Genomic DNA, 23,161 nt, shown 5'->3' on the forward strand with positions numbered 1-23,161 from the left:
GAATTGCTTTTGCGCCCAAAGAGTTGGCTCTATATAAGTCATGGTAATCATCCTTGTCATTGCTTAGATGATCAGATCATGGAACATGCAATTAGTTCAAAAAAAATCCCCAAGCTGTGGCTTGGGGATTTGTGTATAAGAGACAGGCGATATAGCTGCCTTTTTTGTGACTGTTTGGGCGATTAAGCTTTCTTCAGGTCTTGTGCTGGGTAAGTTAGCATCATGCCGTCTACAGTAACACGAACGTAGTAACCGCCGCTGCTTAGACCAACAACAACCATCTGACCTAAATCAACGCCTTTACTTGCTACAACTACATCATCAATTGCAAACATGGGAACACCTTGAAGTTAATTATTCGATTATAAAAAATCTCTCGGCGCGGATTAAAACAGCAATGATGCAATTGGACTAATCGAGTATTTTGTCGTGATGATTAAATTGTTTTCTGGTGGTTGTGTTAGATATTTTCGATAAAAAACAACGTCAAATCGTCACTTTTTCTCGCGTTGCTCTTTTTCATGATCATAGCCCAAGGTGCGAATGTGTTGGCCATGAATGGTGTTTTGCATGGCTCGCCATAACGCGGCGAGAAAACGCTTATGTGCGGCGTGGTGACGGATGTATTTAATATGAATGAACAGGTAGAGGGCGCAGAATAAAACCAGCGCAGCAGTGACGCCGTACGCTTCATATAAGCTAAGAATATTCATAGAAAGACCTTATAAATTTTGAAAGTTACGATGCTAAAAACTTAATCCAGCGTTTGGACCTAAATCGGTAAATACATGCTACCCACTTGAACAACGTTTCCAGAAAGAAGCAGGCAAAAACCAAGACTGGCGATAGGCCTAAAAAGAGTGCGCCAAGTGCAGTGAGCGGGATGCCAAACAACCATTGGGTGGTCATATCTTGGTAAAGACAGAATTTAACGTCCCCACCTGCTCGCAGAATTCCAATGACCATAGTGGTTGGTAGGGAACGCAACACAATGCCGAAACATAGCACTAAATAGAATTGATCAGCGAGCTGTCTGCTCTCACCGTCTAAGGCACTAAATAGGTTGAGCACTGGCTCTCTGAGCAGAAATAGCATCACCGCGACCAAGATAGTGACTAGTATCGCAAGCACAACAAACCCTATCGCTTGCTGATACGCTTGGTCTGAGTCTTTGGCGCCTAGGTGATTGCCGACGATGACAGCAGAAGCATTGGCAATGCCGGTTAGAAAGCTAAGTGAGAAGGCTTCGATTGGAGAAATAACTGAAAGCGCGACTAAGCCTTGTTCGCCTGTTTGCCCCATGATGGCAGTATAGGTAAATAGACCTGCAGCCCAAAGTAAGAAGTTGGAGGTTGTTGGTATCGCCAAGGCTAAAAATTGACGGATATGCTTTATGCGGCAGGCTTGTTTCATTGCCCGATAAGTTGGAGTCAGCGTGTGTTGCTTAACGTACAAATAAATAACAGTAACAACTACTTCTAGCATGCAGCTTAATGTAGTGGCGATGGCTGCCCCTTTTAGCCCAAGAGCAGGTAAGCCCATGTGGCCGAAAATCAACAGCCAATTGAGTATTAAGTTGAACAGAATACCCAGTCCACTTAGCCAAGTGCTGGTGCTCGCTTGGCGGGTCGAACGTAAACCTGCTGCAATAGCGCCGCTGAATGAGGCGAAAAATAAGCTTATGGCTGTATAGGTGAGATATTCATGCCCTAGTGATTGAATATCGGCTGACGATGTGGACAGCGCCATGATTTTATCGCCCGCTTGCCAAAATATCAGTGCGGGAATGAGCGCAAATAGAGAAGAGATGAACCAAGTGAGTACGGCGGTTCTGCGTATCGCTCGGGTTTTATTTGCGCCAAAGTATTGAGCAATGAGGACAGATCCGGCTGCAGAAAATCCCGAGAGCAAGATCATTGCCACAAACAGAGCTCGGCTGGCCACCCCTGCTGCTGCAATATTATTTTCAGACAGCTGGCCAATCATCAAAATATCCGTCAGCCCTTTTGAAGCAAACAGTATGGTTTGTAGCGTAACTGGGATTGCAATTGCCGCTATGGTGGATAGCTGCGCCTTGTCGAAGGGAAAGAGATGTTCTGAAGGTTTTGAAGATATTGAACCAGTACGCATATTTTCAACTTGGACAGATAAAGATGTTGCGATTATGGACTTAGGCTATAAACATAACAAACCACTTATGCGGGGCAATTACGTTCAAACTGGATTGGGATAGATGCATACATTAGATCAATTATCGGCGTTTGTGACCGTGTTTGACTGCGGTTCTTATAGTGCTGCTGGCAGGCGATTAGGCAAAGATAGAACCACGGTGCGTGAGCTCGTTAAAGCTTATGAAGACATCTTAGGTTACAAACTTTTTTCTATTCAGGGCAGGCAAGCCATCGCAACAGATGAAGCGAGTCGGCTTTATTCTCCTGCTACTCATGTTATCCGTCAAAGTTCACTGCTTCATCAATTAAGTGCAGCTCAACTGGACCAGCCCCTAGCGGAACTCACAATTGGCTATGATGGTGATTTTCCAAAACAGTTTATTGCTGATCTCGATAAGCGTATTCATGACGAGCTTCCTCATATAAGAACGCATTGGCTTCAGAGAGAAAGAGAATATGCGTTAAATGCTGTTGAATCTGGAGAGCTCGATTTTGCCATTTGTCCTGCATTAATGGACATTCAGCCTAAGCAGAATATCTTGTACAAGAGCTTAGGATATGTCGCCTATAATGTGTTCGTTGGAGCGGGGTCACCACTACTAGATAAAGAGGACTTCTCCTTGCTCGACGCTCAGGCTGAAACCCAATTGATTTGTGAGCATACCAATAAGGCAGGTACCGTCGTACACGCCTACGCTGTTGATACTAAAGTGATTGGTTGTAATACATTACTCCTCGAAATATTGCCAAAACTAGGCTGGGCAATCTTGCCTACCCATGTCGCGGAAACGCCGGTCAAACTAGGGAGAATCTGCAAGCTAAACAGTTCGGCGCTCGCTAATGATATTCAAATGCCGTTTAGTGTTTATTACCCGTTCTCTGCCAATTCAAGTGAAATCTCACAACGCATCTTAGGCTGGTGCAACGAGTTAGCGCAGCAATATTTCGCAAAATAAGTCAGGCCGTTAAAGTCGTGCTTTCTATTACGAGTGGCTTATTGAATTATGCGAAGTCTAAGGTCAGTAGTAATCTCGGTTCATTGTTCACCGTATTTGGTGAGCGATGAACCAAACCTGTCTCTTCATTCCCCTCCCAGCGTGTTCCTTTCAGTAATGCCACATCACCACTCGTGAGTTGTTCAATATCTGAAGGATGCTGATATAACCCAGACTCTTCATCTGCAAGGCCATTACTCCCTTTGCCAAGTTTTGAGCGGTTTACCGCTTCGTTTGGCAGCCACTGGGTCGCTATGCCTTGGTAGGTAGTGACCAATCGACAGGGCACATGATCAACATGAAATCGAGGACACATTGCATTGTTTAGTGTTGCGAGTCTAAGCCCAGCATGCTCAAGCTCGAATAAGCAACAAAACATATCCACCAGTTCGGCGATGCTTTCAAGCAGTGCTTTAGGCGCTTGTCCATCTAATGCAAAGTCGAGTGACTCATAGGCGTTTTCAGGTGACAGGTTGAGTGACTTACTTAGAGTAGGGTGACGTTCAATAAACTGAGTGATATCGCTTTGGGTAGCTTGGTCAAAACGACGTTGCCAGACCGCGATGTTAATTCCATCTTGGTAGATATCGGTCAGCACGCTTGGGTTGTCACTGATACTAAAGCAAGCTTGATTACCTGTCTCGACGTCAAAGAATTCTGCTAGAGCTGTCATATGTAACCTCCGGTGTTACTTACGTATCGGTGTATCTGGATGTGTTTACGCTAAACACGAATTGTCAAATTGAAATGTTATAACATAACAGTTGCTGTAGGGGTAGTCTAAGATCCTAAGTATCAAAAGCTATTCAAAACGCGCTTTGCCTCAATGTATTTCTTAGGCGGCTAAGGTAGCGTTGAGGTGTCCGGAGTTTTGGGTTTAGGACTTAAATCAGAATTGTAGGAAGCCTTATGCTGACAACGAAAGAAGTACACCACTGTTTTCAATGTGATTCAGAAACTAGTCATATTGTCGTTTTAGTGCGAGATGAACCTAAACAAAATGGTTTGCAGGACTTTTTTGGCGGCTTTATAAAAGGTGCAGCGGTTGGTGCATTTGAGGCTAACATGGATGAGTTTTCCCGCCATAGTATTTGTGAACAATGTGGAAAGAAAACCATAAACGATAATCTCACTTAATTATTATTTACCTTTCCTGAAGCAGCTTCATAATAGTTGGCATCTTATGTCCTAGCTTTTGTAAATAGAACACGATTTGTGAGTGGTGTTCATCATTTTCCGGTTGTCCTAGACCAAACTTTTCCTTTTTACATTTTTTTGCTAGTTGGTACTCATCGACATCTTTATAAACAGAGTCGAGAACTTGTTCTATTTGCATCGCGTTATATTGGCTATCTTTCAGTTTTTCTTTTGCTCTTTGACGGCCGTAGAATGCGCGTAAGCACTTGAGTGCATCTTTTTCTATATTCGGGCGATCGTTTATTTTTCCTTGTTGGTAGAGCACGTCGATATGATGCTCTATGTCTATTTTTGTTAGGTCCAAAAACTTAAGCCGCTTTCGAACACAGGCTGAGGATGGTTCTTTATTAAAGCGAAGAAGATTATTGATTACGTTGTCTATCTGCTTTTGTGTACTCTTAGACATCAAAGTGACCTGTTAATAAATAATAATTAAGTGTAGTGAAATCAGGATGTTGCTACTCACTTAGATTTAGCATCATGTAATAACCTCTAATGAATTGCCATTATCGCATTGCAAACATACTGTAAGTAATTTATCTCCTGTTTTTTCTCATAGTTTTGATTTGGCTCGAGTTTCGAATGTTGAATTGGAACTAATCACGCAATTATTAACCCTGTATCTACATGTGATGGTTCCTACTGCATGTTGATACTGATTCCATTATTTCTCATTAATTAAATAAGTTCTTATCGTAAGTCATTACTCCTATCGAGATAGGGATGACCTCAGCCTGTTTGTTGCGATTGTGTAAAGGATTGAGTATTCACTCTAATATTTGGTGGGTTTTGGTCTTTTTTTACTTATAAATATATCTAGTTTTTAGTTCATATATAACCCACGTCAATTTGTAGGAGGGTCCTTACATCGAAAGGTGTTCGTTTACTACATTATGTGGGGATTTATCGTATATGAATCGCGTAAATGATCTTTGATAATAATTATTAATAGACGGAAGCGTGATTCGGCTTTGTTTTGTTTTTAACAATAATAGGTAGGGGCTAACATGCCATTTGCTAAAGATAATACTAAAAGTTTTATAGCCAAAGCGACTAAGCGCTGGGGATTGAAATACGATTACAACAAAGTTGAATATATTAATTGCCGCACGCCTGTGACAATTGTTTGTAGAAAGCATCAGCATACATTTCGTCAAACTCCAAAGGCTCATTTTACGGCAAAGAGACACTGTTGCCCTTTATGCTACAAGGAGGTTGAAGGGATCTATAAAAACCAATGGCGTAACGCCCCGCCAGTGAGAACGGCATTACTCACCAGCATGCCTTCACTTATAAACCATGTCTTTCGATAACGAAATTATGTGAATATTAACTGCCAATAACAGTGTTCTTTTAAATCAATAGGCATTCTCCATTTTTAAATGGTTATGTCTGTTATTAATTAATTTTTGTATTACCTAATTGATCGCTTCAATTTGCCTGACTTTTTGCGTGTGTTTCTGGCTTTTTAAGATGTTCATTTTTATAGGTGAACAATCAATAAGAATTAATAAGCCAGGTGTTTCACTGGTAGAAAATAAAAAACATAAACCTAACTAGGAGAAAAATGTTGAAAAACCGTGTTCTATTAACACTGCCTATGTCAATTCTAGCGACAGATGTTGTCGCTAGTGTGAATTTAAATGGCGGAATGGTGGGGGAGTTGGTTCAACCTGCGTCACCTTCATCTCATTGGAATAATTATCAGATTACTCTCAAAAACAACGGAAGTAGTGCGATTGAATTACATCAGAACGAGTTTCGTTTTGATACCCCATCGCCTATGTACAGCGCGCCATGGGGAGTCAGCGGGGCTAGTGTGACTCTGAAATCCTCACAGGCGAATGGCGACATGTTCACCAATACGTTGGTATTTTCGTCATACAACGGTACCTCTCGTTTGCTTAAGCCTGGTGAGTCAGTCTCGATGACATTTGGCTATAGCGGAACCTTGGACAATGCGTTGATTGAGGCTTCGTTTCGCTTTGCGGGTGATGACAATGTGGTCGAGCCCAACAATGCGCCTAGCGTTACTCTCTCTCGTCCTAGTTCAAATATCTCGATCGTTGAAGGCCAATCGCTAACGCTAACTGCGCAGGCTTCTGATGTTGATGGTGATTTGGAAGGCGTTAAGTTCTTCGTCAATGATCGCCAAGTCTCTGATGATAAAGCGTCCCCATACGAATTTAACCTTGCCGAGCTCGGGGTAGGTACGCACTCTGTTTACGTAAAAGCGTACGACTCGAAAGGGAATATCACGCAAAGTGTTACTCGAACGGTTACTGTTGAACCAAACAAAGGCACTGCACCTGAAATTGGCATTACCCAACCAACGGGCCAAGTCGAGCTGCAATTAGGCGATTCTTTGAATGTCATTGCTAATGCTAGTGACGTCGATGACGATCTCGCTGGCGTAGAGTTTTATGTGGATGGACAAAAGCTAGCGACTAAAACACAGCCACCATTCAATTTCCAATTTACTCCTGTAAACGAAGGTCTCTATTCATTCCATACAGCGGCTTATGATATCGCAGGAAACCGAACGGAATCTCCACCTCAAGCATTTAAAGTCACGGCTCCAGTTGTTGAAACGACACCACCTGTCATCAGCATTGTTTCTCCACAGTCTCATGTAAACACTCTATCAGGCGAATCAATCGTGGTGGCTGCCCAAGCTTCCGATGTAGACGGCGACCTAACTGAGGTGCGCTTCTATGCCAATGGTGAGTTACTTGCGACAAAGAAAAGTGCGCCATATACCGCTGTTGTTATCGCCCAAGCAGGCAAAACCGCTGTCGTAGCGGAAGCGATTGATGCCGCAGGCAATACAACACGCACGTCAGAAATCAATATCACTGCAAAATCCTTGTCTGGTGGAGAGAGTTCAGGTGGAAGTTGTGATGTGCCTCAGTACCAGAATGGTGGTAATTATGCCCTTGGCGACAAGGTTCAGAACAATGGTTCCATCTACGTATGTAAGCAGTTTGGCTGGTGTGGGCAAGCTCCCTATGAGTCAGGTGTTGCATGGAATGGCAGTAATTTCTGGCAGGATGCATGGGACGTTGAAGGGGCTTGTGATGCTCAGCCAAACGTCGCGCCTTCTATCTCAGTCGTACAGCCTAATGTAACAGCGAACTCAACTTTTGAGTTGAATGCCAATATCAACGATGAAGATGGTCAAGTCGCAAAGGTAGAGTACTACATTGATGGCATTTTAGCGGGTACTTCGAGTCAGGCTCCATTTACGCTAACTCACCAAGGGCTGAGTGAAGGTGATTATCAACTATTCGCCGTTGCTACTGATGATAAAGGTGCACAAACACGTTCAGAAAATGTGGCACTCAATGTTGAGCAAGCCTTTGAAGGCAATCGTTTAGCTATCACTTTTCCAAGCTTTGACCATAAAGATCTCTTGAACCCTCCTGCTGAACTGCAAGACCAGGTTTTGACTGGCACGCTTTATTGTCCAGCAGATGGCACGACCACTCAAATTGAAGGGATATGGGGCGAAACCGTCAATATTGATGGTTTAGGAGAAGACTGTTTGTATCAACTGAACCTTGATGGTTTCAGTGGCTACGTTGCCCGATTCTCACCTTGGGTAGTGAATTTTGCTAAGTCTGAAGAGCGACAAATTGATATCAATGCTCTGTATCGAGCGCCTATTGCCACAGAAGCACTTTTCCCATTAGGTGGAGTAAAAGTTGAAACCTATTTAGAAGGGATCTATCAACCTCGCTCTATGGCGATGGGTGACAACATGATCTTCGTTGGTTCCTCTTCAATCATGCTAGATAGCGAACCTTTAGGTGGCACTATTTACGCCGTTCAGCTTGATCCGCAAACAAAACAGCCAATCGGTACTTATGTCGTGGCGGAAGGCGAAGAGCCTCATGGTGTCGCGTATCGCGATGGTAATCTCTACTACAGTACAGTAGGTGCTCTATACAAGATTGAGAACATCAATGAGACCTTTAAGTCACGCCCTGTAGCTGAAAAGATCTTCACCTATCCTGCTGACGGTACCAAAACGCCGATCCCAACAACGCAGTGGTGGACTCGGATGCAGCACCAAAAACATCCATTGAAGTTCAATACTGTCGACCCGACAGACAAGAAGCTTTATACCGCGGCTGGTCTACCATGTAACATTTGTACCACACCAGAAGAAGAGCTTTACGGGACAATCTTTGCGATTGACTTGGAAACGGGTGAGTACGAAATCCAAGCCAATGGTATTCGTAACTCAGTAGGCTTCGACTGGCACCCTAAAACGGGTGAGATCTGGTTCAGTGACAACAACCGCCAGCAGTTTGATAACCCAGATGAGATCAACCGTATCTCAAGCCCTGGTAATCAAAACTTTGGTGCACCAATTTTCTTCGGTAAAGACACGCGTGGTCTGACAGATCATGAGATGGCGAACTGGCAAGACCTACTCCTTGGTGGTGAAGGCAGCGATGGCTATCCAATTATCCCGCCAAAAGCTATTTTGCCTCAGATCGATTATGACGTGGTTAAACCAACAGACTACGCTGGCGCTGAGTTTGATGTGTTCACCAACAGCGCGCCTTTAGGTGTTAAGTTCTGGAACGCTTACTCACAGTCAGACAATATCCAGCACCTTGTTTATGCGACTCACGGTAACAGTAAACCAGAACACCCGGGCTTAGAGCTTCGCATGGTGACCATTCAAAATGGTACCGATGTGATTCATGAGCGTCCATTGGTGACAGGTTGGATGAGAGATCGCCAAGCGGTCGAATCTTACGCGTGTTTAACCGATGCATGTATTGGTCGCCCAGTCGAGTTCCTCGAATTAGACGATGGCTCAATGCTGGTGTCTGATGATAAGGCGAGCGTAGTTTACCGCGTCTCTTATGATGCAGCAGGAGCAAACCAGAAACAGATCACGTTCACGACCACTGAAGCACCCGATAGCAGTCTAAGTGATGAGTTGGTCAGTGGCGCTCTGATTCATCCTAACGGCCACGAAAGTAAGTTCCATGTTGCGTGGAATGCGCCTTCAATGAACATCGATGGCCTAGAAAATGGAACTTATCAAGTTCGTTTAAATGATGTTGGTGAGTTCATCCCAGAGCAACGTATTCACTCGATCACGATCTCGAACAGCGCTCCAACGGCTACAATTGAGCTGAAGTATGTTGAAAAACCGAAAGATTTGGTTGGTGTCGTTAAGTTTACTGCTCCAGCGAAACCTGCCAATGCCATTGAATCTAGCTTACGCCTTACCTTCATTGATAAAGCGCAAGACAAAACGTTTGAGCGTGAAGTCGCTTGGGGAGCGTCATTAGAAGAGACTTTAGATTACGGTGCATACGAAGTTCGTTTCCCATATCTAAAGAACTACTTCCCTCAGCCATCTAAGCTCAATGTAGCGATTAATGAATCCAGTCTAGAGCACAACTTAGATGTGGAGTTTATTGGCTTTAACTCTGGCGAAGATCTTATGGCGCAGAACTGTAATGCGTGTCACTCAACAGAGTTCTTCGACAATGCGAATAAGGCAAACGCATGGAACAACGCAGGATATGATGCACTGCTCGACAAAATCATGTCTATGCCAGTGGCGGGTCACTGTGATCTAACCTGTGCAGAAGAAATTGCGGATTACCTATTCGATGAAGTGTGGAGCGAGTACCTCGGACAAACGGAATCGTATGGGGATCGACAAGTTAGGCTACTTACCAACCTTGAGTATGCCAATACCATTCAAGATCTATTTGCCATCACAGTTGATAAGCAAAAACTGCCGAAAGACAAATATGAACGTGAATTTAAATTCGCTGGCCAATCTAGTCAGGGCATCATCCTAACTGAGGACATGAAGCAGTATCACGCGATGGCGGTTGATATCGCGAGCCGTCTTGATTTAGCGGCAATTGGCTACAGTGACAATGTCAACAAGGCGCAGTTCATTTCTAAACTCGGTCAGAAAATCTATCGTCGACCATTAACCACTGACGAGCAATCAAGGTTTAACACTTTCCTTGGTCAGTATGGAGCGAGAGATTTGGTTGCGTCGATGCTGTTGTCGCCGAATTTCTTGTATCGCTCAGAGTTAGGTGCGTTGACGGATGAGGCTCACGTTTATGAGCTAAGTCAGTACGAAGTTGCCACCGCGCTTTCATACAGTTTCCTTGGTACAACGCCTAGTGAATCTTTGCTAGTGAAAGCATCCCGTGGCGAACTAGAGACCAACGAACAAGTCGCCGCCGAAGTGGCAAGCATGCTGACGAGTGCGAGAGGCATTGCGCGATTTACCGACTTTATTGGTTACTACATTCATACCCAAGTTCAAGAGCTGCCTGAAAAACCAGGCCTAACGACCGAAGTGGTTAACGCTATGGTGCAGGAACAGGCTGAGTTTGTTCGCTACTTCCTAACCGAAGGGGAAGGCACGGTCGCAGAGCTGTTTAACCCGAACTTCACGTTTGTTAACGGAGCACTGGCTCAACACTACGGAATTAGTGGTGTTACGGGCGAAGAGTTCCAAAAAGTCACTGTCGATAATGGACAGCGTGGTGGTCTGTTGCAACAAGGTCTGACACACGTTGTGAACTCAGATTATGCGGCAACCTCTTTGGTGAAACGTGGCCTGATGATTCGTCAGAATCTGATGTGTCGCACCATTGGTGTACCTGTGGATGTTGACCCTGACTCAATCGAGCTACCGGAGTCACCGATTACTACACGCGAACGTTGGGACACCATTAATGGTCAAGATGCTTCGGCTGGACAGTGTTGGCAGTGTCATGAGTTTATGAATGACACCGGCGCTTCTATGGAGAACTACAGCCAGACAGGTGAATGGAGAACGACGGAACCTGCATACAACGATCCAAGTGTTACTTTGCCAATTGATGCGTCAGGTCCTTTGGTGGATAACTCGGGTTCTCAAGTGATGCTTGAGTTCAACAATGTGCGCGATATTTCTGCTCACTTCCCTACCAATGCCACTGTCCTTCAGTGCTTAGCAGACAGCTATTTCCGTTATGCGATGGGACAAGAAGCGAATGCTAACTCGAATGCTGGCATTCAAGACATGACCAAGCAGCTTGAGAAGAGTGGCTCGATTACAGAAATGTTGGAAACCCTAGCCACGTCGCAAATGTTCAAATTCAAAAAGGAGAGTAACTAATGTCTTTTCTAAAAAGTCGTAGACGTTTTCTAAAAGCCGCGGCAGGGGCAGGTGTTTTAGCTCCAATGTCATTGCCAGGGCTTACCCGTATCGCTCATGCAGGCACAACGGGCCAAGCAAAAACTAAAGTGGTGTTTTTCGTGGTACCTGATGGCCTAGCTACAGATGGCTTTAACGGTCGATTCAATGAGGGCTTATGGTTTCCACAGACAGCGCAAGCTAACGCGGCAGATACCACGCAGTTTACGCTTAATGAAGTGAGCCAAGAGCTTGCGGCGTACAAAAACCGCTCTCTATACCTGCAAGGAATCATCTTAGGTCAAGGCAACGCGGGACATAACGGTTGGACAGAAGTGCTGCGTGATAAAAACAAAAGCCAATCTTCGATTGATGTCCTGCTAGGGCGATCTATGCAGGGAACGGACCCTTCTCAGCGTTCGATTTTTGCGGGTCCCCATGCGACTGACAGTGTGAACTGGTACGTCTCTTGGGATGGTAAGAACAAGCGCACGCCTCAAGGTAACCCAACACTGTTGTTCGAAAACATTTTCGGCACAAACTACAGCGGCGCAAAAGCACGTACGGCTCAAAATAACAGCGGTCAGCACTTATTTGATCCAATCAACCAAGATATTCAAACGCTGCGCTCGAAGTTATCAGGCAGTGAGCGACAAAAACTGGATACCCATTTGGATTCGATGGAGCAAGTGGTTGCTGATATGGACGCAACCTTGCCAATAACGGCGGAGTGTTCTCCTGTCATGCCAAGTAATCACCCGATGATGTCGGCTGATTTCCGCAACCAAGTTCAGTCAAGCCACCACCAAGTCGTGGCGACAGCACTGAGTTGTGGAGTGTCTCGAGTAGCAACGGTGCAAGTCGGTCGCTCGGCTGACCAAGTGGTGATAAAAGATGCCAGTTTGAATGCGAATCCACATGACCTAGCCCATCGCTATAAGAGTGAGCAGGAGTGGAAAGATAGCCGTAAATGGTATGCACGTCAGGCGAAGTTGTTCTTGGATGAGCTGTCTCGTCATGCGGACCCAGACGTTCCTTCTGATACCTTGCTGGACCACACCTTAGTGGTTGTTACCTCTGAAATGTCCGATGGCGCTCCAGAGCACCAGTACAACCAACCGATGTTGCTAGTCGGTGGTGCATCAGGGCTACTGAAGAGTGGTGATGGTCAAGGTCGTTATTTGAACATTACTTCTCAAGGGGACCGAAATCACTGGGCGGCAGGGCGTCAGGTTGATCAACAGCGTATTTGGGCAACCGTAGCTCAAGCGATGGGGACGTCAGTACCTTATGGCGGAAATACTAGCTCGGTTTCCGGTATTTTCACCAACGTAAGCTAATGCTCACTTAAGCCGTAAAGAAAGGGGGAGGTTTCTTCCCCCTTATTTCAGGAGTAATTTCATGATCACCATCCTCCAACGATGCGCTTTATTCTTGCCGCTATTAGCGCTGACAGGGTGCGATAGTTCGGATGCTACCAAGCAAGTGACCGTGACTTCACAAGTCTCTGTGACAGAGCAAAAAGCGACAGCGCCTAAGCCCCAAAATAGCCCCGTTGCAATCCAAGGTTGGCTCAAACCAGGTAGCCCTGATCTTGAGTTTGTTGAGGTTCCTGTGAACGTAGCTTTGGAAGAGTTCAATTCGAGTGGAGAGGCCAAAATCGTCGCAACCACCACAACAAAAGCCAGTTACGAGACGGTTTTTTGGCTCACTATGTTTTGGAGTACAACACCAGTCAACTGGATGAAGATGCAAAGTACTTTGTTCGAGTGGAAGCAAAGCGAGGAGAGAACGTCCTGTGGCGCAACAATATCTTTTTCTCAGGGCTGAGTAATCCCTACCAAGACTCAACAATCAACATCGTCGTGAAATAAGTCAGCAGCACTTGTAGTGACAATACCAAATCAATTAACAACTAAACACAATTGGGCAGACATTTAGTAACAACGCTCTGTGTAGAACAAAGAGACTGTAAGGAAATTTATGAAAGTTTTGAGTTTCGCATTATCAACGATTATTTCTTGTTCGGTAATCGCAAATGAGGGAATTATTGACTACGCACAAACTGGTGTTGATTACGAGTCGATAGTTATAAAATTTAGCAATGAAGACAATGAGCAGTTAACTCAAGAAATTGAAAATGAGCTCATGTCGGAATTCTTTCCGGATGAAGGGGGAGAATTATTTTTCACATATAAGGATAAAACGGATGGTATCGATACGATACTGAACCGTTACTTTAAGATAAAGCTTCCTGATGGAAAATCGAAAGACTATCAGTTCATAAACCGTGTCATTCGCTCCATCGAAAATTTAGATACTATCGAACACATATTCCCAGAGGTAAAGCCAGTACCTATCGAGTCATTTGGCTTGCCAACTCAGCGTACTTACACTAACGCTTACAATGGTACAGATTACCAACCGATTCAAGATTACCTAAACGCCCCGGAAGATAAGAGAAACAACTATGCCGTTGGTGGTGTAGATGCATATTATGCATGGGATATAGCAGGAGGAGACGGCTCAGGGATCACAGTTATTCAGAAGGAGATTGACCAATGGAATGAGCAGCACGAAGACCTGCCTCAATCTGTTGTGCAATTCTCGGGAAGCAAGGTAGGCCAGCACGGTACCGCTTCTATGGGAATTATGGGCGGAATAAATAATGGTTATGGTGTTACAGGCATTGCACATAATGCTAGCTTCGGGCGAGCAGGGGCTACGTCGGATAATTTTCCGGCTATGATTTCTTACCTTAAGCCTGGAGATGTAATCCAGATAGGTATTCAGGTTGGTATGGGGAATGTTGCAGGCTGTACTAAGAATTGTTGGCAACCGATGGAAAGTTCTGCGTTATGGTTTGATTTTATTAAAGAGTTAACGGACAAAGGTATAAACGTTATTCAGGCGGCAGGCAATGGTGGCCTTAACCTTGACCATCCAGACTTCAATGGAAAATATGATCGCAGTGTAAGGGATTCAGGCTCAAATATCGTAGGAGCAGTATGCGCAGTGTCTGGTAAAACTGCTGGCTTTAGTAATTATGGTAGTCGGATAGATAATTCAAGCTGGGGCTGTTGGGATGTCGTAACTACGGGCTACAGTTCGTTATCAAGTGACTACAATGCAAACTATACAGATACCTACGCAGGCACATCTTCAGCCAACCCGATTGTAGCGGGAGCTACTGCAGCGTTGTCTGGTGTAGCTAAAGCCTATGATATTAGTATTGCTCCCAAAGAGTTACGTCAGTTGCTGGTAGAGACAGGAACTCCCGTGGGAGATCAACGTTATATCGGTACTCAACCTGATCTTGAACGGGCAATTGAAACTTTGTTAGGCAACACGGATGGAGATAACCAGATCCCAGACGAAACAGGCGAAGGTTTCCGTTATGTCCGATTAGTCGCTGATTCAGAGATCAAAGATCAAAGCTTTGCATCCGCTGCGGAGCTGAGCTTTGTAGACAGCCAAGGGGCCTATGTACCAACAGAACAGTTGTCCATTGTGTCGGTTTCAAGTGAAGAGACTCGCTACCCTCGTTACGCTATCCAAGCGATTGATGGTGATCCTAAAACGTTTTGGCATAGTCGTTGGAGTGAATCACCATTAGCGAACCCACCTCATGAAATGGTGATTGATTTAGGTGGTCGTGTTGAACTATCGCAGATCAACTATCTTCCACGACAGGATGGCAATGTTAACGGCACAATCAAAGACTACCGTTTGTACGTCAGTAACAGTGCTGAACAGTGGTCTTCACCAGTGGTTTCGGGGTCTTTCGATGCTTCGACTAAGGAAAAACAAATCCTAATTCAGGAGTCGACAGAAACAAACCAAGCACCAAATGCGATTGTGACAACCGACAAAACCACATTGGAAGGTGCGGGCTCTTTACTGTTAAGCGGTGATAAATCAGCGGACCCTGATGGTGATAGCTTGGTTTACCAATGGCAACAGATTGCACCGACATTCCCGTTAGCGGTACTAGAGACACCAACCGAAGCGAATACGGTCGTTCGTTTAGCCGACACTAACGCTAAAATGACCTATCGATTTTCTCTAACTATTAGTGATGGTGAGTTATCCGATAGTGCCGAAGTTTCAGTCGTGCAGACACCAACTCCAGAGGTGACTCAATCTCCTCTATGGCAAGCGGGTAAAACTTACGCTACTCCATGCCAACGAGTGACGTGGCAAGGGGCTGAGTGGGACAACCAGTGGTGGACACAAGGTAACGAGCCTGGTTCTGATGGTCAGTGGGGCGTTTGGCGTAAAGTGAATAGCAGTCAGCATAATCAATGTAAATAGACTATTAATTAAACTCAACAAAGCGACCTTATATAGGGTCGCTTTTTCTATATTCATTGCTAGTCAGTTTCCGTAGACTGTACATGATTATCACCTAATATTGGGTGCTGAAATTGATACCAAGGGGAACCACCATGCAACACATTAATAATCAAAGCCTTGTCTCATTTATGGTGTCAGAAAAAGAACCTGGTATCGAAGTGACCAACCCTGCGACGGGAGAGGTACTAGGTTATGCGCCTATCTATTCTGAACAGGCGATCAGAGACCGAGTCGAGCAAGCGCATTTAGCGCAAAAAGAGTGGGTGGCTCAGCCTGCTAAAATTCGCGCTCAACTACTCAATCACTGGTATCAGCTATTAATTGAAAACAAAGACGACTTGGCTCGGTTGATGACTCTTGAGCAAGGCAAACCACTGGCCGAAGCCCTAGGTGAAGTGACGTATGGTGCGAGCTTTGTTGAATGGTTTGCCGAGGAAGCCAAGCGAACTTACGGCGAAACGATTCCTGCGCCTAGTGGTGATAAGCGCTTAGTTACGATCAAACAACCATCTCGATGTGAAATACCTCTGCTTTGACCCTATAACAAACATAAAAAAAGCTGACCTAATTAGGTCAGCTTTGGTTTTGAATGGCTATTTAGTTAGTCATTGCTGCGGTTTGATGCCCATGCGTACATAAGCTCAAGTGCCACCGTTGCCCCTGCTAGGGCGGTAAGGTCGCTGTGGTCGTATGGGGGTGATACTTCCACAACGTCCATACCAACAATATTTACACCCGCAAGTCCGCGTAGAATCTTCAGAACTTTGTCTGAGTTCAATCCGCCGCAAACCGGTGTGCCTGTTCCCGGCGCAAATGCTGGGTCAAGACAGTCGATATCAAACGTTACGTAAACTGGCTTGTCACCGATAATGTCACGGATACGTGCAACGATGCTTTCCGCTGAAAGATCGTTCGCTTCCATAGCATTAATCACGTTAAAGCCATGATTGTCTTTCTCATACTCAGTACGAATACCGATCTGCACCGAGTGCTTAGCAGAAATTAGACCTTCATTTGGCGCATGATAGAACATGGTGCCGTGATCGTAGTTACTGCCATTCGCATAGGTGTCAGTGTGGGCATCGAAGTGAATCAATGCCATTTCACCGTGGTGCTTCGCGTATGCGCGCAGAATTGGCAGAGTAATGAAATGGTCACCACCCAAAGCCAGCATGGTTTTACCACTTTTTAGAATCTCGCTGGTCGCGGCTTCTAGTCGGTAGGTAAAGTCTTCAGCGTCACCACAATCAAAGACTAGGTCACCAGCGTCAATGACTTTTGCGCGGTCAAAGACATTGAAATCCCAAGGGAATTTTTTACCTTCCCACGCAAGGTTCACTGACGCACGGCGAATCGCATCTGGGCCCATTCGCGCGCCTGGTCTGCCTGAGGTTGCCATATCTAGCGGTACACCAAGTACCACTAGGTCAGCGTCCGCTGAGACAGGGTTGCGCAGGTAAGGTCTGCGCATAAAGCTCATTGAATTCGAGTAAAGCGAATAATCAGTTTTCGTAAACAAATCATTCATTTAGAAATCCTCTAAGTAGGTGTAACCGGTTAGGCCACCTTCTAATTCTTGTAGTACAGTTTGCTGCTCGCTAGAAGCTACGCGTTCAGCGACCAGTTCACGATAGTTGCTACGAATCTTATCTACATCGATGTGTACATAGCGCATCATATCTTCCACGCTATCACCTTCATCGATACGTTCAATGATCGCTTCGCCATTTTCATCAACAGTGACGACCGCGCTGTGCGTATCACCAAATAAGTTATGCATATCACCAAGGATTTCTTGGTATGCGCCAACGAGGAAGAAACCCATTAGGTATGGCTTGTCTTTATTCCACGCAGGTACTGGCAGCGTCGTTTCGATGCCTTGACCTTCAACATACTGCTCGATGGCACCGTCTGAGTCACAAGTGATGTCCAGCATCACAGCACGACGCTCTTCTACTTCTTCCAAACCAGATAGCGGTAGGACAGGAAACACCTGATCAATACCCCATGCATCTGGTAGAGACTGGAATAGCGAGAAGTTAACGAAGAACTTGTCCGCTAGACGCTCATTCAACTCATCCAAAATAGGACGGTGGAAGCGGTTCTTGTTGCTCATTTGGCGGCTTAGTTCGAAGTAAATTCGCAGAGAAAGCTGCTCAGCCCACGCGCGTTGCTGCAGGTTTAATACCCCTGTTGCAAACTGCGAGTGCACTTCCGCCAAATCGCTTTGTGTATCGTTGTAAATCTCAATCAATGCACGTGCATCGCTACCGTCTTGTAAGTTCTCCCAGTTACGCCACATGTTTTGTAGTAGCGTTGGGTCTTCAGCACTTGGCTCAACCACCGCTTCTGGATGGTAAGCTTCAGTACCAATCACGTTAGTGATCAACACAGCGTGGTGCGCCGTCAATGAACGACCTGATTCCGAGATAATCACAGGAACTGGCTGTTCGTATTGTTGGCAAACATCACCGACAGTGCTAACGATATTGCGTGCGTACTCAATCAAACCGTAGTTCATTGAGTTTGAAGATTGGCTACGTGTGCCGTCGTAGTCGACTGCAAGACCACCACCGATATCGAAGTACTTAATGTCCGCGCCCATTTCACGCAGTTCACAGTAGAAACGCGCAGACTCATTAACACCATTACGGATATCACGAATGTTCGCCATCTGTGAGCCAAGGTGGAAGTGCACTAGCTGCATTGCGTCTAGCTGCTCTTCTTGTTTCAGGCGTTCGATAACCGTTAGAACTTGTGACGCTGATAAACCAAACTTCGATTTCTCACCGCCGCTTGATTGCCACTTACCCGCACCTTGTGATGCAAGGCGAATACGGATACCTAAGCGAGGTTTTACGCCTAAGCTTTTTGCTTCTTTCAGTACGAGATCAAGCTCAGAAAGCTTCTCTAATACAATAAATACTTTATGACCTAGCTTTTCACCGATTAGTGCCAGGCGTACGTATTCACGGTCTTTGTAGCCGTTACATACAATCACAGAACTCGCTTTTTGCGCCAGTGCTAGTACCGCTAGTAGTTCAGGCTTACTGCCCGCTTCTAGGCCTAGTTGTTTTGTTTCTAGCTGCGCTTGGCTTTCTAGAATTTCATCAACCACTTCTTTTTGCTGGTTAACTTTAATTGGGTAAACCAGTAGGTAGTTGTTTTGGTATTGGTATTCTTCAATCGCTTGGTTGAACGCTTGGCAAATGCCGTGCACGCGTTGGTGCAGGATCTGTGGAAAGCGAACCAGTACCGGTAAATTAAGCTGCTTTTGTTCTAGCTTAGAGACGATATTACTCAGAGGCACCTGATGTGCGTTATCGCTACGAGGTGATACATACACTTCACCTTGGTTATCGATACCGTAGAAGCCTTGGCTCCAGTAATGAACATTGTAATCAGCACGAACACGATCAAGTTTGGAATTGTTTTCCACTTCAAATCTCACAAAGATAGGGAGAGAAATACATGACCCAGTGGAGCTGAGTCATACCTGACACGGGTCTGAATTCGGCTCTCTAAGCTTCCGCGTCGAGCGCATTAACGGATAAAAAGGCAGCGGAGTCTAACAAAATAGATTTGTCGTCACGACAAGGTTTTAAAGACTTTGTTTGGGATGATTTTCTATGCAGTTTCGCTGACGATTTTATCTTGTTTGTAGCCTTTATTTGCTTGGTTTGAACCGTTAAAATGAGGGAAAATTGATTACCTTTGGAACTACGATGGCAAAACTGACACTTCAAGAGCAAATGCTGAAAGCGGGCTTGGTAAACGAGAAAAAATTAAAGAAAGCCAAAAAGGGCTCAAAGAAATCTCGCGTGCAAGCACGTGAAGTAAAAGCGGCGGTTGAAGAGAATAAACGCCAGCAGCAAGAGCGTGATAAAGCGTTAAGCGACGAGCAAAAAGAGCAGCGTCTATCGAAAGAGATCAAAGCGCAAATCAAGCAACTGATCGAAATGAATAGAATCGACCAAAAAGATGGCGATATTAAATACAACTTCACTGATGGTACGCTTGTAAAATCACTGTATGTTGAGCAGCTGATTCGCGATCAGTTAGCAAAAGGTATTCTTTCTATTGCGCGTACTGATGAAACTTACGTGATTATCCCAAGCAGCGTAGCGAACAAGATTGCGATGCGTGATGAGAGCGTGATCATCGAACAAAATGCACCAGCAGAAGATATCTCGGCAGAAGACGACCCATACGCGGACTTCGTCGTACCAGATGATTTGATGTGGTAATTACGCATTAAGTGACTTAGAAAGAGCTCTACTTACGGTAGGGCTTTTTTTGTAGCAGGAAAACTGGTTACAGTGGTGAGCTATAAGCATAAAAAAACCAGCCACTAGGGCTGGTTTTTCGAATTTTAGATAATCGACGCTAAGGTCAATCTAAAATTAAGCTGGTACTACGTTAGCAGCTTGTGGGCCTTTTTGGCCTTGTTCAACTTCGAAAGAAACCTGTTGGCCTTCTTTCAGAGTTTTGAAACCGTCTGAAGTGATAGCACGGAAGTGAACGAATACGTCAGCACCGCCGTTTTCTGGAGTGATGAAACCGAAGCCTTTCTCTTCGTTAAACCATTTTACGATACCAGTAGTTTTGTTAGACATGATGTGTCCCTTATATAAAAAATTAAATTGTAGTGCGCTGAAAAATCGAACTATTTAATGTGTAAACAATGAAGCTAAGGGAAACACTGAGGATAACAACGGTAACGCAGAATTCTAAGGATTTACTTTTACTTGCAGTTTCACAAATAACCCTGTCTTGCAGAGCGATCTAAATATTACCTGATTACCGTGTGATGTAAAGATATATTTTGAGTTTCCTTTCGCTAAAATTGTCAGGGAGGACATAACCTCCCTAACTATTTTATAGACTTGCTACCTAAGCGCTTTGTTTTTGGTCGCTTTGGTCCTCGCCGATGAAGCCTCCAGTTTTATAGCTGGTTGTTTTTAACTTTTAAATATCAAGAGGTTACAAAGTTGCCAATTGAAAAGTGGCGACAAAATGGCGACGACTTTTAAGCCTGTAGCCGCATCTAAGGGCTAATGATCATGCTCCATAAAGTCCTTTAGCTCTCTCGCACCTTGATAATCTAGCGCCATGTCTTTGTAGAGGTGGATGTGATTGACGATATCAAAGTCGCCATCCAGATGAGATTGAAAGTGCTTGAGGTTTTGTTCCATCTGGTCGCAGAAAGTGCGCATTGTAGCGACTTGTTCCATCATTGCTTGATGCTGTTGTCTGGTGAGCTGATAGCGTGCCTGGAGTTTGTCCATTCGGTTGAAGGTGCATTGGACGAAACGGGCTTGTTTCTCGCTGAGGGTCACGCCCTGGAGCGGGGGAGTCATCATGGCATCAAATGCGCGAATCACCTGCAGATGGAATTTGGCGCTAATCCACATCGCGTATGAGTAGACCAGTTCTTTGCAGACCCAAGTTCCTCGGTTTGCTCCGCCCCGTTGTGTTACTACTGATCTAGGAATTCCTAGATCACCTTCAATTTCGTTGATGAGTGCTTTTGTTTGTTGGTTCTGCATAAACAGAGCTGGCTGGTGTTTAGGTGCTCTACCACTTGCTTTGTGTAGGTCATTGAGTGAGTACAGATGATCAAGTGCGCGGATGTCTTTGGATAGAATGATTAGATTCGGCATGATGGCCTCCGAGAGCAATTTGGTTAAATCACCACTCAGAGTTCCTACGCTTTGGGTGGTGAACTGAACAGGGGTAGGAATACCGCTCTCTCGGAACACGGCCAGCCGAAGCTGCCCTGCCCAGCCCACCATAATTCAGATGTATTTTGCCTAATAGATAAGCAAAGCCACCATGTTTAGGTGTGCCAAAGCTGCACATAAAAAAACCAGCAAAAAGCTGGCGTCTATGCGCCGAGAGAAAACAAAACGGGTTCCTACGCCCGGCACTGGATTTTGCCAGTGCGTGAGTAGGTTAGCGTAGGTTGTTGAGAGGTGTCAATTGGTTATAGTCGGCTTATGTCGGTTGTAGTCAGTTCAATAAATAGCCAGTAAAGTTGACAGCTTCGTCAGGATCAAAGAAAATTAAGGCGTCTGTAAGACTCATTGATATGAAGTTAGATCAAGCAGACACGAGAGTTACCATTTTAACCGCAAGGGCATCGATAATGGCAATAAAGAGTAGTACATTTGGCCGACTAGAGCTTTCAGGTGAAGATGCTAAGCAGTTTGCAAAGCAGGTTCGCGAAGCAAAAGTTAACCCACATGCAAAGAAAGCGCTAGCACGTGGTCGTGAAGCCTTAGCTAAAATGCGCGCTGCGCAAGCATAGTAGTTCCCAGCCATATGGGAACTACTAACTATTCGATTCGAAAACTTTCCCCTTCTGATAACTGCAAAAAGTTTCGTTCTGGCGATCAAGCCTTCGCACCTTTAAAGACCTTCCTACAAAAACAAGCTTCTAACTTTCAAGAGTCAATGATTGGCATTAGTTATGTCTGTATTGAGCGTAATGATAACAATGAAGAGACAGGCAAAGCATTAGCCTATATGACGCTGACAAGCAGTGAGATAGATCTTGGCGATGCGTATGCTGTAGATGACTGCCCAAAGGCTAACCGATATGCCACTCTACCCGCTTTAAAAATCACGCGTTTAGCGGTCGATGCCAACCAGCGCGGAAGCGGCCTTGGTTCTGTATTGGTCGATATGGCGATCGCGATTGCTTTGGATGAAATTGCTCCGGCGATAGGTTGTCGCTTTTTGACTGCAGATGTGAAGACAGAAGCGGTCGATTTCTATTATAAAAATGGTTTCAGCTTTTTAGATACACCAGAGAACCATGAAACCGAACACCCAGCGATGTTTATCGATCTTAAGACCTTAGAAGCATAACTATCCATGGTCTAAAAACATCACACCTGTCTATTTGTGCTCACATTTTGTACCCGTATTAGTTATTTAGCTGGGTTGCATATGATGTATGATACGTGAATCGTAAAACAGAGTATTTTGTGAGGCGCTAATTTAAATTGTTTTTTATCAGCTGATTAGGCTGGTGTTCGTCTTTGAATGGCGACAAAGTGGCGATGGTTCGTATTTTCTCGGATACCTAAAGATACTTTAGGGCATCTTATCGCCACTTTACATGTCTAGAAATCACGTTCCATGAAGTCCTTTAGCTCTCTAACTCCTTGATAATCTAATGCCATGCCTTTGTAGAGGTGGATGTGATTGACGACATCAAAGTCCCCATCCAGTTGGGATTGAAAGTGTTTGAGGTT

Annotated in this window: 19 protein-coding genes and 1 pseudogene; 11 read left to right on the forward strand and 9 right to left on the reverse strand. The window is 44.9% G+C overall.

Annotated elements, in window-relative coordinates; translation table 11 throughout:
• Positions 1 to 182 precede the first annotated feature (182 nt).
• The 3 genes from ELS82_RS26400 to ELS82_RS20630 form a co-directional block, all read right to left on the reverse strand.
• Positions 183 to 335, reverse strand: coding sequence for a hypothetical protein (locus tag ELS82_RS26400; RefSeq protein WP_167489417.1), 153 nt, complete (start codon positions 333 to 335; stop codon positions 183 to 185).
• A gap of 159 nt (positions 336 to 494) precedes the next feature.
• Positions 495 to 713 carry a hypothetical protein gene (locus ELS82_RS20625; protein WP_134837143.1) on the reverse strand — a complete coding sequence of 73 codons (219 nt, stop codon included), beginning with the start codon at positions 711 to 713 and terminating at the stop codon, positions 495 to 497.
• Positions 714 to 738: 25 nt separating this feature from the next.
• Positions 739 to 2,130, reverse strand: a complete 1,392-nt coding sequence (locus tag ELS82_RS20630) for an MATE family efflux transporter (RefSeq protein ID WP_134837144.1) — start codon at positions 2,128 to 2,130, stop codon at positions 739 to 741.
• Positions 2,131 to 2,233: 103 nt separating this feature from the next.
• On the opposite strand from ELS82_RS20630, the gene ELS82_RS20635 reads away from it, so the two are divergent.
• A complete protein-coding gene (locus tag ELS82_RS20635) occupies positions 2,234 to 3,127 on the forward strand; it encodes a LysR family transcriptional regulator (protein ID WP_134837145.1) in 894 nt (297 codons plus the stop codon).
• Between the two features lie 46 nt (positions 3,128 to 3,173).
• Here ELS82_RS20635 and ELS82_RS20640 read toward each other — a convergent pair whose 3' ends face one another.
• The gene (locus ELS82_RS20640) at positions 3,174 to 3,839 is read right to left on the reverse strand and encodes a DUF1826 domain-containing protein (protein WP_134837146.1); all 666 of its coding nucleotides are present in this window, start codon (positions 3,837 to 3,839) and stop codon (positions 3,174 to 3,176) included.
• A gap of 236 nt (positions 3,840 to 4,075) precedes the next feature.
• Between ELS82_RS20640 and ELS82_RS20645 the strand changes: the two genes are divergently transcribed.
• The gene (locus tag ELS82_RS20645) at positions 4,076 to 4,303 is read left to right on the forward strand and encodes a hypothetical protein (RefSeq protein WP_134837147.1); all 228 of its coding nucleotides are present in this window, start codon (positions 4,076 to 4,078) and stop codon (positions 4,301 to 4,303) included.
• A 7-nt stretch (positions 4,304 to 4,310) separates the two neighbouring features.
• On the opposite strand, the gene ELS82_RS20650 is transcribed toward ELS82_RS20645, so the two are convergent.
• A complete protein-coding gene (locus tag ELS82_RS20650) occupies positions 4,311 to 4,769 on the reverse strand; it encodes a RecX family transcriptional regulator (protein WP_134837148.1) in 459 nt (152 codons plus the stop codon).
• A gap of 601 nt (positions 4,770 to 5,370) precedes the next feature.
• Between ELS82_RS20650 and ELS82_RS27935 the strand changes: the two genes are divergently transcribed.
• From ELS82_RS27935 to ELS82_RS20675, 6 genes and pseudogenes are all read left to right on the forward strand, one after another.
• Complete coding sequence (locus tag ELS82_RS27935; RefSeq protein WP_502266704.1) at positions 5,371 to 5,676, forward strand: DUF723 domain-containing protein; 306 nt, start codon at positions 5,371 to 5,373, stop codon at positions 5,674 to 5,676.
• Positions 5,677 to 5,930: 254 nt separating this feature from the next.
• Positions 5,931 to 11,525 carry an Ig-like domain-containing protein gene (locus tag ELS82_RS20655; RefSeq protein WP_134837149.1) on the forward strand — a complete coding sequence of 1,865 codons (5,595 nt, stop codon included), beginning with the start codon at positions 5,931 to 5,933 and terminating at the stop codon, positions 11,523 to 11,525.
• A complete protein-coding gene (locus tag ELS82_RS20660; protein WP_134837150.1) occupies positions 11,525 to 12,883 on the forward strand; it encodes a DUF1552 domain-containing protein in 1,359 nt (452 codons plus the stop codon). The genes ELS82_RS20655 and ELS82_RS20660 overlap by 1 nt, the downstream gene beginning before the upstream one ends.
• A 61-nt stretch (positions 12,884 to 12,944) precedes the next feature.
• Positions 12,945 to 13,373 carry a hypothetical protein gene (locus ELS82_RS20665; RefSeq protein ID WP_244230835.1) on the forward strand — a complete coding sequence of 143 codons (429 nt, stop codon included), beginning with the start codon at positions 12,945 to 12,947 and terminating at the stop codon, positions 13,371 to 13,373.
• 153 nt (positions 13,374 to 13,526) lie between these two features.
• Positions 13,527 to 15,857 (forward strand): S8 family serine peptidase, encoded by a 2,331-nt coding sequence (locus ELS82_RS20670; protein ID WP_134837151.1) that lies wholly within the window; start codon positions 13,527 to 13,529, stop codon positions 15,855 to 15,857.
• Positions 15,858 to 15,991: 134 nt separating this feature from the next.
• Positions 15,992 to 16,408: pseudogene (locus tag ELS82_RS20675) on the forward strand (aldehyde dehydrogenase family protein); the annotation flags it as partial.
• A gap of 92 nt (positions 16,409 to 16,500) precedes the next feature.
• Here ELS82_RS20675 and speB read toward each other — a convergent pair.
• The gene (gene speB, locus ELS82_RS20680) at positions 16,501 to 17,427 is read right to left on the reverse strand and encodes an agmatinase (RefSeq protein ID WP_134837152.1); all 927 of its coding nucleotides are present in this window, start codon (positions 17,425 to 17,427) and stop codon (positions 16,501 to 16,503) included.
• Positions 17,428 to 19,338, reverse strand: a complete 1,911-nt coding sequence (gene speA / locus ELS82_RS20685) for an arginine decarboxylase (protein ID WP_167489419.1) — start codon at positions 19,336 to 19,338, stop codon at positions 17,428 to 17,430.
• Between the two features lie 286 nt (positions 19,339 to 19,624).
• Between speA and ELS82_RS20690 the strand changes: the two genes are divergently transcribed.
• The gene (locus ELS82_RS20690; RefSeq protein WP_134837154.1) at positions 19,625 to 20,146 is read left to right on the forward strand and encodes a DUF2058 domain-containing protein; all 522 of its coding nucleotides are present in this window, start codon (positions 19,625 to 19,627) and stop codon (positions 20,144 to 20,146) included.
• 156 nt (positions 20,147 to 20,302) lie between these two features.
• On the opposite strand, the gene cspE is transcribed toward ELS82_RS20690, so the two are convergent.
• Both cspE and ELS82_RS20700 read right to left on the reverse strand, forming a co-directional pair.
• Positions 20,303 to 20,515 carry a transcription antiterminator/RNA stability regulator CspE gene (gene cspE, locus ELS82_RS20695; RefSeq protein WP_004412710.1) on the reverse strand — a complete coding sequence of 71 codons (213 nt, stop codon included), beginning with the start codon at positions 20,513 to 20,515 and terminating at the stop codon, positions 20,303 to 20,305.
• Between the two features lie 438 nt (positions 20,516 to 20,953).
• The gene (locus tag ELS82_RS20700) at positions 20,954 to 21,562 is read right to left on the reverse strand and encodes a KilA-N domain-containing protein (protein WP_134837155.1); all 609 of its coding nucleotides are present in this window, start codon (positions 21,560 to 21,562) and stop codon (positions 20,954 to 20,956) included.
• Positions 21,563 to 22,047: 485 nt separating this feature from the next.
• On the opposite strand from ELS82_RS20700, the gene ELS82_RS26405 reads away from it, so the two are divergent.
• Together ELS82_RS26405 and ELS82_RS20705 are read left to right on the forward strand one after the other, a co-directional pair.
• Positions 22,048 to 22,209: a hypothetical protein gene (locus tag ELS82_RS26405; RefSeq protein ID WP_167489421.1), complete on the forward strand. Its 162-nt coding sequence runs from the start codon at positions 22,048 to 22,050 to the stop codon at positions 22,207 to 22,209.
• Between the two features lie 14 nt (positions 22,210 to 22,223).
• A complete protein-coding gene (locus ELS82_RS20705) occupies positions 22,224 to 22,772 on the forward strand; it encodes a GNAT family N-acetyltransferase (RefSeq protein ID WP_134837156.1) in 549 nt (182 codons plus the stop codon).
• Positions 22,773 to 23,161 lie beyond the last annotated feature (389 nt).

The organism is Vibrio ouci, from assembly GCF_004551525.1.
Taxonomy (GTDB): Bacteria; Pseudomonadota; Gammaproteobacteria; order Enterobacterales; family Vibrionaceae; genus Vibrio; species Vibrio ouci.